This is a genomic window from Gilliamella sp. B2785 (genome assembly GCF_026537005.1).
Taxonomy (GTDB): domain Bacteria; phylum Pseudomonadota; class Gammaproteobacteria; order Enterobacterales; family Orbaceae; genus Gilliamella; species Gilliamella apicola_E.
The window spans coordinates 73,875-90,699 of record NZ_JAFNNC010000009.1 but is presented as its reverse complement, the minus strand read 5'-3'; the positions used below and the strand labels follow the sequence as shown (position 1 = coordinate 90,699).

Here is a 16,825-nt window from a genome sequence, read left to right as displayed (position 1 = left end):
GGGTATTACCCATGTGAGAGTAGGGTGCCGCCAGACTTTTAAATTAGAGCGAAAGCCCAGCAGCAATGCTGGGCTTTTTTGCATTCTACAAATAGTAAAAGTATATTCATGAATCATTTATTATTCAGATCCATTTGTCTAAGGAGTAAACAGTGGATAATTTAAACTTTTTATATCAATTTTTTGGTTCAGATTTTATTGAAAAATACACAACAGTTCCTCAACTAATTGGTATATTAGGTTATCTTGTCGGTGTTAGTGCCTTTTTGCAACGTAATGATAATGCATTCCGATGGCAATTAACGATTGTTAACGTCATTATGACGCTGCATTTTTATTTATTAGGTCCTGAATCCTATCCTGCTGCTATACTCAATATTGTAAATATTTTTAGGAATGTGACTTCTACTTATACTAAGAATTTTTTAGCAATGTTTTTCTTTATTGCATTGATGTGGATATTTTATTTTTTTACAACGCCGGATTGGAAGCAATTCATTAATTATTTCTCGGTTATTGGAACGACATTAGTAACCATTGCGCTATTCCGATTTGAACAACAAAAGATGCGATTACTTATATTATTGAGTAGTGCTTTATGGATCATTTATAGTTTATGGATAGGCTCTTTAGGAAGCCTAGCGATAGAGATTACATTTGCGCTAATTAATATTATTACTATTATTAAATTATCCCAAAAATCTCGCATATAATATTAGATTTAGACGATTAATATCATTTTCCTATTTATTTATTAGTGTATGTATGAAACAATTCAGCTATATAAAAAAATAAATTTTTGAGGTAGTCAGTGATCGATAATGATGGCTACCGTCCAAATGTAGGAATCGTTATTTGTAACAGGTATGGTCAAGTACTTTGGGCTCGACGTTATGGGCAAAACTCTTGGCAATTTCCTCAGGGCGGAATAAAACTAAACGAAACACCTGAACAAGCAATGTTTCGTGAACTTAATGAAGAAGTAGGATTACAACCCAAAGATGTAAGAATTTTGTCGGTTACCAATGGCTGGCTAAGGTATAAACTACCTAAACGAATGATTCGTTGGGATAATCAGCCTGTATGTATCGGCCAAAAGCAGAAGTGGTTTTTATTAGAATTAATTTCTGATACATCGGTAATAAACTTAAATATTTCACCAACGCCAGAATTTGATGATTGGAAGTGGGTAAGTTATTGGTATCCTATAAGGCAGGTTATTGCTTTTAAGCGTGATGTATATCGTAAGGCGATGAAAGAGTTTTCTTTGCCTGTTTTTACTATACAATCTGACATAGAAGATCCTATAACAAATCTTTCTAAGAAAAAACGATTTAACTTCTTTACTCATAAACGAAAAAATAAACAGCGTGTTAAAAAATGAATCAATTTTTACAATTCCCCAATTTTGATCCAATTGCTTTTTCAATCGGACCTATTTCCTTACATTGGTACGGCGCAATGTATTTATTTGGCATACTTGGCGCCTTATATTTAGCTAAGCGACGAGCTAACAAACCAAATAGTAATTGGACATCGCAACAAGTTGAAAATTTACTATTCTGGGGATTTTTAGGTCTCTTCATTGGTGGACGATTAGGCTATATATTATTTTATAACTTTGATGCTTTTATTGATGAGCCTGCAATCTTATTTCGAGTTTGGGAAGGAGGAATGTCTTTCCATGGTGGATTGATTGGTGCAATTTGCGTTATTGCTATATTTGCTAAAAAGACCCAAAAAACATTTATGCAAGTAGCCGATTTTGTTGCACCGTTAGTTCCGATCGGTTTGATGTTTGGTCGTTTTGGTAATTTTATCAACGGTGAACTTTGGGGACGTGTAACTAACTCATCAATTGGTATGTTATTTCCGACTTCGACTCATGCCGATTTTATGTTTGTACAATCACATCCCGAATGGTTTTCTTTATATAGCCAATTAAATGGTGTTTTACCAAGACACCCATCACAACTTTATGAAATGGTATTTGAAGGTATAGTCTTATTTATTATCTTGAACCTTTTTATCCGTAAACCACGTCCAACAGGTGCTGTGTCAGGGCTATTTTTGGTTTGCTATGGAATATTCAGATTCATCATAGAGTTCTTCAGACAACCAGATGAACAGTTAGGATTATTTTTGAATTTTATTAGTATGGGGCAAATTCTCTGTCTACCAATGATTATCGGTGGAATTTTGATCCTTTTATATGCATATAGATTTAACAATAAGGTTATCTCAAAATGAAACAATATTTAGCATTAATGCAAAAAATTTTAGATGAGGGAACACCTAAATCAGATCGAACAGGGACAGGTACATTATCGATCTTTGGTCATCAAATGCGATTTAATTTGCAAGATGGCTTTCCGTTGGTAACAACAAAAAAATGTCATTTACGTTCAATTATCTATGAATTGCTTTGGTTTCTTAAAGGTGATACCAATATTAATTATTTAAAAGATAATAAAGTAACGATATGGGATGAATGGGCGGATGAAAATGGTGATCTTGGCCCAGTTTATGGTAAACAATGGCGTGCTTGGGGAGCCGCCGATGGTCGTCAGATAGATCAAATCTCTCAAGTAATTGAACAAATTAAACATGATCCTGATTCAAGACGAATGATCGTTTCTGCATGGAATGTTGGCGAACTTGATCATATGGCATTAGCGCCATGTCATGCTTTTTTTCAGTTTTATGTTGCTCAAGGTAAACTTTCGTGTCAACTTTATCAGCGTTCATGTGATGTATTTTTAGGATTACCATTTAACATTGCCAGTTATTCGTTAATCGTTCATATGATAGCTCAACAGTGTGATTTAGAAGTCGGTGATTTTGTTTGGACTGGTGGAGACACACATCTTTATTCTAATCATATGGAACAGACCCATTTACAATTAAGTCGTGAACCGAAACCATTGCCTAAACTGGTTATTAAACGTAAGCCACCTACAATTTTTGATTATGAGTTTGAAGATTTCGAAATTGTTGGCTATGACCCTTATCCTGCAATTAAAGCGCCAGTAGCTATTTAAAATTAAAAAAAGTTGAGGAGCGGCCTTTTTGAGCATGTTTCAATTTAAAAATTACTAAAAATTATAGAATAGGGATTAATCAATTTAATCCCTAACATCTTTTTTAAAACATTATCTTTACAAAAAAATCTATTAATAAAATGATGTTCCATCATGCTTAATTATTTTATTTTTCTGCCGCTTGATTCAAGATTGGTATATAATAATTCACTTTGTTTAAATTGTTATTTAATCTTAATATGAGTCAAGAAATTCATCCTACTTTTACAAAACGGTTATTACATCCTCGTTACTGGTTAACGTGGTTTGGTATTAGTGTTTTATATCTAATCGTATTGTTGCCATATCCAATAATTTATCAAATAGGAAAAGGCTTAGGATTGCTTTCAATGAAGTTAATCGGTAAGCGTAAAGAAACCGCAAAACAGAACTTGAAACTATGTTTTCCTGAAAAAACCGATCAAGAACGCGATAACATATTAAGAGATAATTTTATTTCAACTGGACTTGCTATATTTGAAACGGGTATGGCTTGGTTTTGGTCAGATAAAAGACTTGCTAAACACTCTTCAATTGTAGGTGATTCGCATATCACTCGCATACAACAATCTGGACAAGGTGTTCTATTAATTGGGATTCATTTTTTAACGTTAGAGCTAGGTGCACGTATTTTAGGAATGAGTCATCCTGGTGTTGGTGTTTATCGACCAAACGATAATCCGGTTATGGATTATATTCAATTAAAAGGGCGTTTAAAATCAAACAAATATATGTTGGATCGCTATAATACTAAAGGCATGATTAGAGCACTAAAAAATGGTGAATTGTTATGGTATGCACCTGATCATGATTATGGCCCTAAAAATAGTGTATTTGCTCCACTTTTTGCTGTCGAAAAAGCCGCAACCACAATAGGGACTCGAATTTTAGTTAAATTAGGCCAACCAGCAATTATACCTTTCACCCCTAAACGTGAAACAAAAGGTCATTATACCGTTTATGTGACTCCTGAACTTAAGGGATATCCTATCGATGATGATGTTCAAGCGGCCACGTTTATGAATAAAGCAATTGAACAAGAAATTCTTAAAGCACCAGAACAATATATGTGGTTGCATCGACGATTTAAAACTCGTCCCAAAGGGGATGCACCTTTATATACTGATAAAGTTCAATCAGATTAATTTAACAAATTCGATTGTGAAAAACGATAAGATACGATATGCAAAAACTAAATAAAATAATTTTGTATTGCCGGCCTGGATTCGAAAAAGAATGTGCGGCAGAAATAACTGATAGGGCCGCACAAAAAGAGATATTTGGATTTGCGAAAGTTAAAGAAAATAGTGGTTATATAATATTTGAATGTTACCAAGATGGTGATGCTCAATTATTGATTAAAGAAATTTCATTTCGAACACTGATTTTTGCCAGACAAATGTTTGTTGCAGGTGATTTATTAGATAATTTACCAACAGAAGATCGTATCACTCCAATAATCGAGGCATTATCTGGTATTGTTGATAAAGCAGGTGATTTGCGTGTCGAAGTTGCTGATACGAATGAAGGTAAACAATTAGCAGGATTTTGTCGGAAATTTACAGTTCCTCTTCGACAAGCTTTACGAAATAAGCGTATCCTTTTAAAAGTTCAAAATCCATCACGGCCAGTTATTCATCTATTATTCATTAACAATAATAGTTGTTATGTAGGATATTCCTTAAGTCAAAATAATTCGCCTTTTTATATGGGAATACCAAGATTAAAATTTCCTGCTGATGCCCCAAGCCGTTCCACGTTAAAACTAGAAGAAGCTTTTCATATTTTTATTCCTTATGAAGAGTGGGATGAACGACTAAAAGGTGGTTTAAATGCAGTTGATTTAGGTGCGAGTCCTGGAGGATGGACTTATCAATTAGTCAAAAGAAGCATGATGGTATATGCTATAGATAATGGTCCGATGAATGAAAAACTTATGGAGTCAGGGCAAGTTAAACATTATCGTGAAGATGGCTTCAAATTTATACCTAAAAAGCATAATATTTATTGGCTAGTGTGTGATATGGTTGAAAAACCAGCCAAAGTAACAGAATTAATTGCCAAGTGGCTTATTAATGGTTGGTGCCGAGAGACAATTTTTAATCTCAAGTTGCCAATGAAAAAACGTTATGAAGAAGTAAAACAAAATTTACAATTACTAATAAAAGAACTAAATAATAATCAAATCAATGTACAAATTCAGGCTAAGCAGCTTTATCACGATCGTGAGGAAGTTACTGTTCATGTGCAACGAATTTGGGGATGAAAATTTATAAGAGAATGGGTATGAAATTAAAACAATCCTTTTATGCTATTGTTATGTTAGCATTATTTTCGCTTTTAATTGGCTGTAATCTCAGCTTATCGAAAAGTGGTAAATATGATGAGACTAAAGATTCCAATTATTATTTGTCGCAAGCTGAATCAAGTTCAGGAAATGCCAAAATCGATTGGCAATTGTTAGCTGTGCGGGCTTTAATAAATGAGAATAAATTGTCTCAAGCAAACAAATTATTATCTGAGCTTCCTGCGAATCTTAATGCTGAACAACAAAAAGACCAATTGTTATCTCAAGGCGAAATAGCGGTCAGAAAAGGACAGCCATTTAATCTTAATCAACTATCTGCTGATAAATTAAATGATTCACAATCATATCGTTATTATTCAATAAAATTAGCTTTAGATCGCAAAGCTAGAAATATAAATGAACAAGCTCATGATTATTTATCTTTACAAAAATTTGCCCCTGAGAAACATCAAAAGCAGATATTAAATAATACTTGGAAATTCTTTAGCAAATTATCTGCAAGTCAAATAAGCCAAATTTCTGCCCTTGAAAATGAAGTAATATTAAAAGGTTGGATTGATTTAAGTTATACATATAAAAGTAATAATAAAAAAGCATTAGCTCAGTCAGGTGATAGTACTGATGTTGTTGATGCAACAAATAGTAGTCAAAGTGCACAATTAAAACAAGCTATTGAAGATTGGTCATCAAGATATCCAAATCATCCAGCCCAAGAGATTGTTTCGGCGCTAGTAGGTGGCCAAAAGCTTTCTGTTGATAATGTAAATACGAAAACAGTTGCTTTATTATTACCTTTAAATGGTTCTTCTCGTATATTTGGTAATACAATTCGTCAAGGTTATGTTGATGCTGTTAAATTTTATCCACAAGAACCGCAACAAAATGTTGTTGTTTTAGATACCACATCATTACCAATGGAAAGCTTAATTGAACAAGCTCAAGCACAAAATGTTGAATTAATTGTTGGGCCATTGTTGAAAGAAGAAGTTATTAAAATAAAACAGTTAGCACCTTCTATTCCTGTTTTAGCATTAAATAAAGTGGATGACGGTACTGTTTCCTCTAATAAGATGTGTTTCTTCGCATTATCTCCTGAAGATGAAGCAAAAGATGCGGCTGACCATATTTTTGCTCAAAATAAGCAAAAACCACTATTAATTGTTCCACAAACTGATTTAGGTAGACGAGTTGCTAAAAGTTTTGCTAAACAATGGTCACAAATTGCTAATGGTTCTCAAGCTTATGTCCAATATGTCGGTAGTATCGGTACTTTGAGAGGCAATATGAATCATAACAGTGGAATAAGTTTAACTGGCCGTCCAGTCTCTTTTGATGATGGTAGTGCTACAACATCATCAAGTTCCGCTGGTTTTGATGCGATTTATGTTTATGCATCATATGACGAATTAACGTTAATAAAACCAATGCTTGATTTGGGAGCGGGCAAAACTATTGGTAATGGGTCATCATCAGTTACGCTTTATTCTAGTTCTAAAAGCCATGTAGCAAGCGCTTCAAATGATTTTAACTATGATATGAATAAAACTGAGTATGCTGATATTCCATTGATTATTAAGTCATCTGATAGAATGTCTTCCCTTATCCCTGGCAATATTCAAAAAGATTATTCTTTAACTCGATTATACGCTATGGGTATTGATGCATGGAGACTCGCTAATCGTTTCAATCAATTGGATTCTTATCAACCTAATTTTTTAGACGGTATGACCGGTAAATTGTCAACAAGTAATCAATGCGAAGTAACGCGATCACTTTCTTGGCAAGAATATGTTTATGAAGCATCTGATCAGCCCTCACAGCAAAGCGAATAGTAAAAAAATTGGTCAGTATTATGAACAATTAGCTTGCCAATTTTTAACCAAGCAAGGACTTGTATTATTGGAACAAAATAGCCTATACCAAATTGGTGAAATTGATTTAATTATGCGAGACAAAACCTGCTTGGTCTTTATTGAAGTTAGATATCGAAAAAATGCCCATTTTGGTGAAGCTGAAATGACAATATCGTTTAATAAACAATCTAAAATTAAACAAGCTGCACAACTTTGGATGTTAGAGAATAACTTTAATATTGAAGAAACAGAGTTTAGATTTGATGTTTTTGCCATAACGGGCAAAGATCAAAAATGGATAGTTAATGCGTTTTAATGGTTAGGTGAAAAACGTGCAAGATTTAATAAAAAATTATTTTACTGAAAGTATTCAAACTCAAATAGTGATGGCGGAATCACTAGGCTCTTCAATTGAAAAAGCAGCTAATATTATTGTTGGTGGATTACTTAATGGTAATAAAATTATGGGATGTGGTAATGGGGCTGCGGCAGCGAATGTACAAAGCTTTACTTCACGCTTAATTACAAGTCTTGACATTGAAAGGCCAAGTATTCCTGCTATTGCTTTAGTTTCGGATAATGTTTTGTTAAGTGCGATATCAAATCATGAAGAGATATATGCGCGGCAAATTCAAGCTTTAGGGCAACAAGGTGATATTTTGATTATATCCACTTGTGAAGGTAATAGTCGCTCAATTATTCGTGCCGTCCAAGAAGCTGTGATAAAAGATATGAAAATTGTTGCATTAACCGCATTTGATGGCGGTGAAGTAATCGGTTTGCTTGGTCAGAATGATATTGAAATCAGAATTCCATCTTACAAAAAGGTGATGGCCTACGAAATGCACACAATGATTTTGAACTGTTTATGCCAATTAATTGAAAATACTTTGTTTATTCATACAGAATAAGTTGAAATAAAAACAGTTTAGTTCTGCATTAATAGCTATTTTTGTGCTATAATTATAAGCTATTTTAAGATTTAAATTAATAAGAGAACATGGTGTTATGACCGAACTAGCCAAAGAAATAACTCCCGTCAATATTGAAGACGAATTAAAATCCTCTTATCTTGATTATGCAATGTCTGTTATCGTCGGGCGTGCTTTGCCTGATGTACGTGACGGACTAAAACCCGTCCACAGACGAGTTTTATTTGCTATGCATGAAGCTGGATACGACTGGAATAAACCTTACCGAAAATCTGCTCGTGTTGTCGGGGATGTAATCGGTAAATATCATCCACATGGTGATTCTGCTGTTTATGACACTATCGTTCGTATGGCACAACCATTCTCATTACGTTATATGCTTGTTGATGGTCAAGGTAACTTTGGTTCTGTTGACGGCGACTCTGCTGCTGCAATGCGTTATACCGAAATTCGTATGCAAAAATTTGCAGGGGCATTGTTGACAGATCTTGATAAAGAAACCGTAGACTTCTCGCCAAACTATGATGGATCAGAAATGATCCCTGATGTTCTTCCAACTCGAATTCCTAATTTACTCATTAACGGTTCATCGGGTATTGCAGTTGGTATGGCAACTAATATTCCTCCTCATAATTTAGCTGAAGTGATTAATGGCTGCTTGGCATTCATTGAAGATGAAAATATCTCTGTCGATGGTTTAATGGAGTATATTAAAGGTCCAGATTTTCCTACCGCAGCATTAATTAATGGGCGTAAAGGTATTGAAAATGCCTATCGAACTGGTCGTGGTATCATTTATATTCGTTCTAAAGCAACGGTTGAAGTTGATGATCACACTGGTCGTGAAACGATTATTGTTAATGAAATTCCTTATCAAGTTAATAAGAAAAAATTAATCGAGAAGATTGCAGAGTTAGTCAAAGATAAAAAAATTGAAGGCATTTCAGCACTGCGCGATGAATCAGACAAAGATGGTATGCGTATTGTTATTGAGATTAAACGCGATGCCGTTGGTGAAGTTGTTCTAAATAATCTTTTTTCATTAACTCAACTACAAGTTTCTTTTGGTATTAATATGGTGGCTTTACATAAAGGCCAACCAAAACTATTAAATTTAAGAGAAATGATCGAAGCGTTTGTTCTTCACCGCCGTGAAGTGGTAACGCGTCGAACTATTTATGAACTTCGTAAAGCTCGTGAACGTGCGCATGTATTGGAAGGTTTAGCTATTGCATTAGCTAATATAGATCCTGTGATTGAATTAATCCGTGCAGCGGCTACGCCTTCGGAAGCGAAAGCTAAACTATTATCGCAAGCTTGGCAACTAGGTAATGTTGCTGCAATGCTTGAAAAAGCTGGTAATGATGCTGCTCGACCGGAAGATTTAGCGCCAGAGTTTGGTATTCGAGATGGCCATTATTATCTTTCAGAAGCTCAAGCTCAAGCTATCTTAGATCTTCGTTTACATCGATTAACCGGACTTGAACACGAAAAAATTCTTGATGAATATAAAGAGTTACTAATTCAAATTAGTGGTTTACTCCATATTCTTGCAAGCCCTGAAAGATTAATGGAAGTTATTCGTGAAGAGCTTGAAGCGGTTCGCGATCAATTCCAAGATGCAAGAAGAACAGAAATTACTGCAAGCAGCGCTGATATCAATATTGAAGACTTAATTGCTCAGGAAGATGTTGTAGTTACACTTTCTCATCAAGGTTATGTGAAATATCAACCGCTATCTGATTATGAAGCGCAACGTCGAGGTGGTAAAGGTAAATCGGCAACAAAAATTAAAGAAGAAGATTTTGTTGAGAAGTTATTAGTTGCGAATACTCACGATACTATACTTTGTTTCTCTAGCCGTGGCCGTTTATATTGGATGAAAGTGTATCAATTACCAGAAGCCAGCCGAGGTTCTCGAGGTCGTCCAATTATTAATTTATTACCGCTAGAAGCTGATGAACGCATTACAGCAATTCTACCTGTTCGTGAATTTGATGATGAACATTGTGTATTCATGGCAACAGCACAAGGTACGGTTAAGAAAACCTCTCTAATTGAATTTAGTCGTCCTCGAAGCGGTGGCATAATTGCTATTAACTTACGTGATGATGATGAACTTATTGGTGTTGATTTAACAAGTAATGAAACATCTGATATCGTTGATGATGAAGAACTAAACGATGATGTGGTTGTTGAAGAGACAGATAGTGATGATGAAGTCTCTCAAATCTCTAACACCGAAGACATTATGTTATTCTCTGCTAATGGTAAAGTGGTTCGATTCCCAGCGAATAAAGTTCGTTGCATGGGCCGAACAGCGACAGGTGTTCGAGGTATTAAATTAGAAGGTGATGATAAAGTTGTATCACTAATTGTTCCTCGAGGAAATGGTGCAATCTTAACTGCAACTCAAAATGGTTATGGAAAACGTACTGAACAAGAATTATATCCAACTAAATCACGCGCTACAAAAGGGGTTATCTCTATTAAAGTGAGTGAACGAAACGGTGCAGTAGTTGGTGCAGTACAAGTTGAAGAAACTGACCAAATCATGCTTATTACTGATGCTGGTACCTTAGTACGTACTCGTGTATCTGAAGTAAGCATAGTGGGCCGAAACACTCAAGGGGTAACCTTAATTCGAACAGCCGAAAACGAAAAAGTGGTCGGATTACAACGAATTGCTGAAACGGAAGATGATGATGAATCGGAATTGTCCCAAGAGGCTTATGATAGTGATGATTCCGCTCAAGAATCCGAAGAATAATTTTTAATTATAAAAAAGGATTAGCCACACAGACTAATCCTTTTTTGTTTTCGAAAACCACGACAAGGAATAGAATTACATGTCTTTCTCTATAAAAAAAGTTGTAACTAATCTTGCTTGGCAAATTTTAATTGCCTTGGTCTTAGGTGTAGTGGCAGGTGCTTTTCTATATGAATTAGCTGATCCTAATCATGAATTACATTCATATTATCAATTTGCAATTGTTAATATTTTCCAACCAGCAGGTGATATCTTTATCCGCTTAATTAAGATGATTGTATTACCAATTATTCTTAGTACCTTAACGTTAGGTATAGCAGGCATTGGTGGATCAAAACGTTTAGGAATGCTTGGTTTTAAAACTATTCTTTATTTTGAAATTATTACGACTATTGCTATTTTGTTAGGTCTTTTTTGGGGAAATTTCTTTGCACCTGGCGCGGGAATTGATTCTTCAACGTTAGCCTCAGCAGATATTAGTAAATATACTAAAGCAGCTGAAGAACTTAGCGGTAAACCTCACGGTTTAATTGTTATGATTTTAGACATGATTCCAGCTAATATCTTTAAAGCAATGTCTGATGGTGCAGTTTTACCTGTTATCTTCTTCTGTGTCTTTTTTGGCTTAGGCTTAATGTCGCTACCGGATAAACAGCGTGATCCATTTTTATTCTTGTTAAAAGTGGTATCAGATACAATGTTTAAAGTCACTAATATGATTATGCGTTACGCACCTATTGGGGTATTTGCATTAATCACGGTAACTGTTGCCAAATATGGATTCGCTTCACTATTGCCATTACTGAAATTGATTTTAACCGTTTATTCAGCAATGATTATATTTACCTTGGTCATATTAGGTTTAGTTTGTAAATTGTGCCGATTTAATATTTTTACCTTATTAAAAATATTGAAAGAAGAACTCGTGATTGCGTTTTCAACTGCAAGCTCTGAAACAGCTTTGCCTAAGATCATTGAAAAAATGGAAGCTTATGGTGCTCCAAAAGCAATTACGAGTTTTGTTATCCCTACTGGGTATTCATTTAATCTTGATGGTTCAACACTATATCAAAGTATAACTGTTATTTTTCTCGCGCAATTATTTGGTATGGATTTAAGCATTCTGGATCAAATTATCATTGTTATAACATTGATGATAGCATCAAAAGGGATAGCTGGTGTACCAGGTGCTTCAATTTTAGTGTTATCAGCTACACTTGGTAGTGTTGGTATTCCAATCGAGGGTATTGGTTATATTATGGGTGTTGAGCGTATTTTAGATATGGGTAGAACAGTAGTTAATGTTGTGGGTAATGCATTGGCTGCTATCGTTATAGCCCGCTGGGAACATGCTTTTGATGATAAAAAAGCAAGAGCATATGAGCAAGAATATTTAAAATAAGACATCATTTAATTTATAAAGCTTCAGTTGAAACTGGAGTTTTTTTATGAATTTAATCTAATTATCACAAACATAGATATAAAAAAACCCAGCTAAGCTGGGTTTTTTATTTAAAAGTAAAATTACTTAATTTTAGCTTCTTTATAAACAACGTGCTGACGAACAACAGGATCGTATTTTTTGATCTCCATTTTTTCAGGCATTGTTCTTTTATTTTTGCTAGTGGTATAAAAATGACCGGTACCAGCAGAAGAAACTAATCTAATTTTCTCACGTACACCTTTAGCCATGATATGGTTTCCTTATTAGTACTTTTCACCACGGGCACGAAGTTCAGCTAAAACTGCATCAATACCCTTTTTATCGATAGTTCGCATACCTTTAGCAGATATACGTAATTTTACAAAACGTTTTTCACTCTCAACCCAAAAACGGTGAGTTTGAAGATTTGGTAGAAAACGACGTTTAGTAGCATTCATCGCATGAGAACGATTATTTCCCACTAAAGGACCTTTTCCTGTTACTTGGCATACTCGTGACATGTCAATAATTCTCCGAAATTTCTATGCTTAAGCCTTGGGCGTAATATGTTAATGGAATTAACCTCGTCAGGCTTTTAGTTTGCTGCAGTTCTATTTGAGAAGCAGTCTAACCTCTCACACTACACCCATAATAATGAGGTAGCGAAGTATACGCTTTTACAGGTAAATTCTCAAGCATTATCTTATCTAAGCTTAAAAATAAGTTTTTAATTGAAAAAGATTAATAATTCTAAATTCATTATTATGACGAAATAATTATCTCATAATTTAGATTGTTTTTGTTCAATATAAAACGATTTAATCTTATAATAACTGTGTTTTAATACTATGGATTTTAAATTTCATCTATTAGTCTGAATTTATTTACTTTCAAGGAGATAGTATGAGTCAGTTTACGCCATATAGCATTTATGGCATTATCGGTTATCCTTTGGGGCATAGTATGAGCCCACTTATTCATACTACATCTTTCCAAGATTATGGTATTCCTGCCGTACTTGTACCTTTTCCTACACCACCAGAGGAAATTGCGACACTTTTTAAATCAGTACGATTACTAAATATCCGTGGTTTGTGCGTTACGATCCCTCACAAACAAACTATTATTCCTTATTTAGATGAAGTCACTGATCATGTTAAAAAAGCGGGTGCAGCTAATTTAGTTTATTGGGATGGTGATAAGCTTTGTGGCGATAACACCGATATTATTGGTTTTATGCAACCACTAGCGCAAAAAAAATTACCAGCTGAATATAAAAAAGTGTTAATACTTGGGGCGGGCGGTGCAGCACGTGCGGCGGTTGTTGGATTACAAGATCTTGGATATAGTGATATAACAGTTACCGATATTGTCACTGATTTACCCGAAGCATTAGCTAAAGAATTTAATCTTAAAACGGTAGCTTGGGCAGATAGAGATAAAGTTGAAGCACAAATTATTGTCAACTCTACTCCATTAGGTATGCAAGGTAAATTTGAAGATCAAACGCCTTATGAACAAGCATGGTTTAAAGGTAAAGGCATAGCTTACGATATTGTGTATACACCATATAACACGAAGTTTAGACAAGAAGCTGAAAAAGCAGGATGGGAATCGATTTCTGGACGTGAGATGTTTATTGGTCAAGCAAATGCTCAATTTAAAATTTGGACAGGAAAAGAGCTTTCAGATAGGGCAAAACAAGCTGTGATTGATGCTTTATCAGGTAAATAAAAGCTAAAAATTAACCATCTCATTCAATTGGGATGGTGACTGAATATTTAATCTTCATCTTAAAAATTTATTAAATCGACTAAGATTGTTAAAGTGATTAATAAATTTAAAATGTGATTAAAAGGGAGTATTTATGACTAATTTAGAGTTACAAGCATTTCGCCGTTTTCTGATGCTAAAAGTATCAGAGGCAAGTGAGTATATCGGTAAAACGGACGTAAAAACTTGGCATGATTGGGAAAACGGAGTTTTACCGGTTCCTGAAAATGTCGCAACTACAATGAAAGAATTAAAAAATCTTCGTAGTGAAAAAATAAAACTGATTATCAATAGTATTAATGATCGTGTTGGAAGTAATACCATTCGATATTTCATGACATACCAAGAGTTTAAAAAAGTGAATCCTGAATTAGATGTGATTCAATGGCGATTGCATCAATCGATTGCTACTGAACTTTATTTTAGAGGTTTAGAAAAGTTGTGTTGATTGTTATGCTCAACGCTAGATTATGTTTAAAGAATGCTAGGTAAATTGCATTAAATTATTTACACTTTTTTGGATATTATTATTCATTAAATCATATGGATAATAAAATCAAATTGTAAAAAAATATTGCAAAAATAAAAATGAATCACTAGCATACATAAATAACTTATTTTAAGATCTGTATATCAAGAAGGGCCCAAAATGAAAAAAATAATTTTTTTAGTTGGCGCAAGAGCTGCTGGCAAAACAACAATGGGTAAAATGTTAGCCAAAGAGTTATCATTTTCTTTTATCGATACAGATTGTCATTTACTTGAAACCACTCAAAAAACGGTTGCTGAGATTGTAGAAAAAGAAGGTTGGGAAGGTTTTCGTGCTAGAGAAAGCCAAGTCCTTATTGATACCGCTAAGCCAAATCGCGTTATTGCAACTGGTGGCGGTATGGTATTAGCTGAGAAAAATCGACAGTTTATGAAGCAAAATGGTGTTGTCATATTTCTATCTGCACCTGCTGAAATATTAGCAGCTCGTTTGATGAAAGATCCTAATATTGCTCAACGACCATCATTAACGGGTTTATCAATTTCTGACGAAATGGAGAAAGTTCTTGCTGAACGTTTACCTTTATATCATGATGCTGCTCATCATATTGTAGATGTTGATCAAGATGAAAATTTAATTCTAAATCAAATGATTGAAAAACTGAAAAATCATTAACTCTACTTCTTTCATTATCTTCCATTAACTATTCGCTAAGCTATTTTTATAAAATAGTTTTATCTATTTTATGTTCTTGAATTTTTCAAAAAAGACTTGCCATTGGATAAAAAATAAATAAAAATACAAAAAATATGAATAAATATTCATTTTGGATGGTGGTGCGATGAAAGAAAGAACAACTGAACTCGTTGATGGTTTAAGGCATTCAGTACCTTATATTAATGCACATCAAGGCAAAACATTCGTTATTTTATTAACTGGTGCAGTTTTAAAAAGTAATAATTATGCAAGTATCATTAGTGACATTGGTTTATTACATAGCTTGGGTATTAAACTGGTCATTGTTAATGGTGCGCGTAACCAAATAGATGAATCACTGAAAAATCATAATATTAAACCTAAATACCATAAAAATACTCGGATCACAGATGGCCCAACTCTAGATGTAGTTAAACAGGTAACAGGGTTATTACAACTTAATATTACCGCCAGCTTATCAATGAGCTTAAATAATACACCTTTGCAAGGCGCACATATTAATGTGGTTAGTGGTAATTTTGTTATAGCACAACCATTAGGTGTTGATGATGGTGTTGATTATTGCCATACAGGTAAAATACGTCGAATTAATAACGAAGCAATAGATGAGCAATTAAATCGTGGTTCGATTGTACTATTAGGTCCTGTAGGTGTGTCAGTTACAGGTGAAAGTTTCAATTTATCGTCAGAAGATGTTGCAGCCGAAGTAGCTATTCGACTTAAAGCCGATAAACTAATCAGTTTTTGTGCAGAACAAGGTGTGCTTGATGAACAAAATCATGTAATAACTGATCTGTTCCCAGTGGATGCTGATAATTATGTTAATCGCAAAGAAGAATGTGGTAAACACCTATCTAGTGAGGCTCGTTTTTTGCGTGCGGCATCCAAAGCATGTCGTAATGGCGTCCGCCGTAGCCATTTAGTTAGCTATTTAGTAGATGGCTCTATTTTGCAAGAACTGTTTTCTCGCGATGGTATTGGTACACAAGTTGCAATGGAACATTCAGAGCAAGTTCGCTTGGCAACAATCAATGATATAGGTGGGATATTGGAGCTGATTCGACCACTTGAAGAGCAGGGTATCTTAGTTAAACGTTCACGAGAACAATTAGAGATGGAAATTGATAAGTTCACTATTATTGAACGTGATAATATGACAATTGGCTGTGCTGCGCTTTACCCTTATCCAGAAGAAAAAATGGGTGAAATGGCTTGTTTGGCGATTCATCCGCAATATAGAAACTCATCACGCGGTGATTTATTATTAGAAAAAATTTCAGAAAGTGCTAATAATTTAGGATTAGAAAAAATCTTTGTGCTTACCACTCGAAGCATTCATTGGTTTCGTGAAAAAGGTTTTAATCCAGCTGAAGTGGATGATCTACCAATTAAAAAGAAACAACTCTATAATTATCAAAGAAACTCAAAAATATTAATGTTTGATTTAATTTAAATTTATCGAGAAAAAGTCCGTTATAG

Annotated in this window: 17 protein-coding genes; 15 read left to right on the top strand and 2 right to left on the bottom strand. The window is 34.3% G+C overall.

Annotation, left to right across the window (positions count from 1 at the left end; translation table 11 throughout):
- Window positions 1-152 precede the first annotated feature (152 nt).
- The 11 genes from J3U24_RS10660 (at window position 153) to gltP (ending at window position 12,345) form a co-directional block, all read left to right on the top strand.
- Window positions 153-713, top strand: coding sequence for a YgjV family protein (locus tag J3U24_RS10660; RefSeq protein WP_065561971.1), 561 nt, complete (start codon window positions 153-155; stop codon window positions 711-713).
- Between the two features lie 98 nt (window positions 714-811).
- The gene (rppH, locus tag J3U24_RS10655; protein WP_065735008.1) at window positions 812-1,384 is read left to right on the top strand and encodes an RNA pyrophosphohydrolase; all 573 of its coding nucleotides are present in this window, start codon (window positions 812-814) and stop codon (window positions 1,382-1,384) included.
- On the top strand, window positions 1,381-2,250 hold the full coding sequence (lgt, locus tag J3U24_RS10650) for a prolipoprotein diacylglyceryl transferase (RefSeq protein WP_267332364.1): 870 nt from the start codon (window positions 1,381-1,383) through the stop codon (window positions 2,248-2,250). Before rppH ends, lgt begins: the two co-directional genes overlap by 4 nt.
- Window positions 2,247-3,041 carry a thymidylate synthase gene (gene thyA, locus J3U24_RS10645; RefSeq protein WP_267337718.1) on the top strand — a complete coding sequence of 265 codons (795 nt, stop codon included), beginning with the start codon at window positions 2,247-2,249 and terminating at the stop codon, window positions 3,039-3,041. The genes lgt and thyA overlap by 4 nt, the downstream gene beginning before the upstream one ends.
- A gap of 239 nt (window positions 3,042-3,280) precedes the next feature.
- On the top strand, window positions 3,281-4,225 hold the full coding sequence (lpxL, locus tag J3U24_RS10640) for an LpxL/LpxP family Kdo(2)-lipid IV(A) lauroyl/palmitoleoyl acyltransferase (protein WP_267337717.1): 945 nt from the start codon (window positions 3,281-3,283) through the stop codon (window positions 4,223-4,225).
- A 38-nt stretch (window positions 4,226-4,263) separates the two neighbouring features.
- A complete protein-coding gene (rlmM, locus tag J3U24_RS10635) occupies window positions 4,264-5,346 on the top strand; it encodes a 23S rRNA (cytidine(2498)-2'-O)-methyltransferase RlmM (protein WP_267337716.1) in 1,083 nt (360 codons plus the stop codon).
- A gap of 20 nt (window positions 5,347-5,366) precedes the next feature.
- Window positions 5,367-7,220 (top strand): penicillin-binding protein activator, encoded by a 1,854-nt coding sequence (locus J3U24_RS10630; RefSeq protein ID WP_267337715.1) that lies wholly within the window; start codon window positions 5,367-5,369, stop codon window positions 7,218-7,220.
- Window positions 7,183-7,557: a YraN family protein gene (locus tag J3U24_RS10625; protein ID WP_065561978.1), complete on the top strand. Its 375-nt coding sequence runs from the start codon at window positions 7,183-7,185 to the stop codon at window positions 7,555-7,557. Before J3U24_RS10630 ends, J3U24_RS10625 begins: the two co-directional genes overlap by 38 nt.
- A gap of 16 nt (window positions 7,558-7,573) precedes the next feature.
- On the top strand, window positions 7,574-8,152 hold the full coding sequence (locus tag J3U24_RS10620; RefSeq protein WP_065561979.1) for an SIS domain-containing protein: 579 nt from the start codon (window positions 7,574-7,576) through the stop codon (window positions 8,150-8,152).
- 97 nt (window positions 8,153-8,249) lie between these two features.
- On the top strand, window positions 8,250-10,943 hold the full coding sequence (gene gyrA / locus J3U24_RS10615) for a DNA topoisomerase (ATP-hydrolyzing) subunit A (protein WP_065561980.1): 2,694 nt from the start codon (window positions 8,250-8,252) through the stop codon (window positions 10,941-10,943).
- Between the two features lie 91 nt (window positions 10,944-11,034).
- A complete protein-coding gene (gene gltP, locus J3U24_RS10610; RefSeq protein WP_176713972.1) occupies window positions 11,035-12,345 on the top strand; it encodes a glutamate/aspartate:proton symporter GltP in 1,311 nt (436 codons plus the stop codon).
- 122 nt (window positions 12,346-12,467) lie between these two features.
- Here gltP and rpmG read toward each other — a convergent pair whose 3' ends face one another.
- Both rpmG and rpmB read right to left on the bottom strand, forming a co-directional pair.
- Window positions 12,468-12,635, bottom strand: coding sequence for a 50S ribosomal protein L33 (gene rpmG, locus J3U24_RS10605; RefSeq protein ID WP_034884348.1), 168 nt, complete (start codon window positions 12,633-12,635; stop codon window positions 12,468-12,470).
- Between the two features lie 15 nt (window positions 12,636-12,650).
- Window positions 12,651-12,887, bottom strand: coding sequence for a 50S ribosomal protein L28 (gene rpmB, locus J3U24_RS10600; protein ID WP_025314527.1), 237 nt, complete (start codon window positions 12,885-12,887; stop codon window positions 12,651-12,653).
- Between the two features lie 382 nt (window positions 12,888-13,269).
- Between rpmB and aroE the strand changes: the two genes are divergently transcribed.
- The 4 genes from aroE to argA all read left to right on the top strand — a co-directional run bounded on the left by aroE (window position 13,270) and on the right by argA (window position 16,799).
- Window positions 13,270-14,100: a shikimate dehydrogenase gene (gene aroE, locus J3U24_RS10595; RefSeq protein ID WP_065735020.1), complete on the top strand. Its 831-nt coding sequence runs from the start codon at window positions 13,270-13,272 to the stop codon at window positions 14,098-14,100.
- 133 nt (window positions 14,101-14,233) lie between these two features.
- A complete protein-coding gene (locus J3U24_RS10590; RefSeq protein WP_065561983.1) occupies window positions 14,234-14,587 on the top strand; it encodes a DUF1870 family protein in 354 nt (117 codons plus the stop codon).
- 201 nt (window positions 14,588-14,788) lie between these two features.
- Window positions 14,789-15,304, top strand: a complete 516-nt coding sequence (aroL, locus tag J3U24_RS10585) for a shikimate kinase AroL (RefSeq protein ID WP_065561984.1) — start codon at window positions 14,789-14,791, stop codon at window positions 15,302-15,304.
- Window positions 15,305-15,470: 166 nt separating this feature from the next.
- On the top strand, window positions 15,471-16,799 hold the full coding sequence (gene argA, locus J3U24_RS10580; RefSeq protein ID WP_065735021.1) for an amino-acid N-acetyltransferase: 1,329 nt from the start codon (window positions 15,471-15,473) through the stop codon (window positions 16,797-16,799).
- The last annotated feature ends 26 nt before the right edge of the window (window positions 16,800-16,825 follow it).

What these genes read in the sequence shown, in the direction of transcription:
- lgt (WP_267332364.1), top strand. Translation starts at nt 1,381, where the DNA reads ATGAATCAATTTTTACAATTCCCCAATTTTGATCCAATTGCTTTTTCA.
- thyA (WP_267337718.1), top strand. Translation starts at nt 2,247, where the DNA reads ATGAAACAATATTTAGCATTAATGCAAAAAATTTTAGATGAGGGAACA.
- lpxL (WP_267337717.1), top strand. Translation starts at nt 3,281, where the DNA reads ATGAGTCAAGAAATTCATCCTACTTTTACAAAACGGTTATTACATCCT.
- rlmM (WP_267337716.1), top strand. Translation starts at nt 4,264, where the DNA reads ATGCAAAAACTAAATAAAATAATTTTGTATTGCCGGCCTGGATTCGAA.
- J3U24_RS10630 (WP_267337715.1), top strand. Translation starts at nt 5,367, where the DNA reads ATGAAATTAAAACAATCCTTTTATGCTATTGTTATGTTAGCATTATTT.
- J3U24_RS10625 (WP_065561978.1), top strand. Translation starts at nt 7,183, where the DNA reads ATGAAGCATCTGATCAGCCCTCACAGCAAAGCGAATAGTAAAAAAATT.
- gyrA (WP_065561980.1), top strand. Translation starts at nt 8,250, where the DNA reads ATGACCGAACTAGCCAAAGAAATAACTCCCGTCAATATTGAAGACGAA.
- rpmG (WP_034884348.1), bottom strand. Translation starts at nt 12,635, where the DNA reads ATGGCTAAAGGTGTACGTGAGAAAATTAGATTAGTTTCTTCTGCTGGT.
- rpmB (WP_025314527.1), bottom strand. Translation starts at nt 12,887, where the DNA reads ATGTCACGAGTATGCCAAGTAACAGGAAAAGGTCCTTTAGTGGGAAAT.
- aroE (WP_065735020.1), top strand. Translation starts at nt 13,270, where the DNA reads ATGAGTCAGTTTACGCCATATAGCATTTATGGCATTATCGGTTATCCT.
- J3U24_RS10590 (WP_065561983.1), top strand. Translation starts at nt 14,234, where the DNA reads ATGACTAATTTAGAGTTACAAGCATTTCGCCGTTTTCTGATGCTAAAA.
- aroL (WP_065561984.1), top strand. Translation starts at nt 14,789, where the DNA reads ATGAAAAAAATAATTTTTTTAGTTGGCGCAAGAGCTGCTGGCAAAACA.
- argA (WP_065735021.1), top strand. Translation starts at nt 15,471, where the DNA reads ATGAAAGAAAGAACAACTGAACTCGTTGATGGTTTAAGGCATTCAGTA.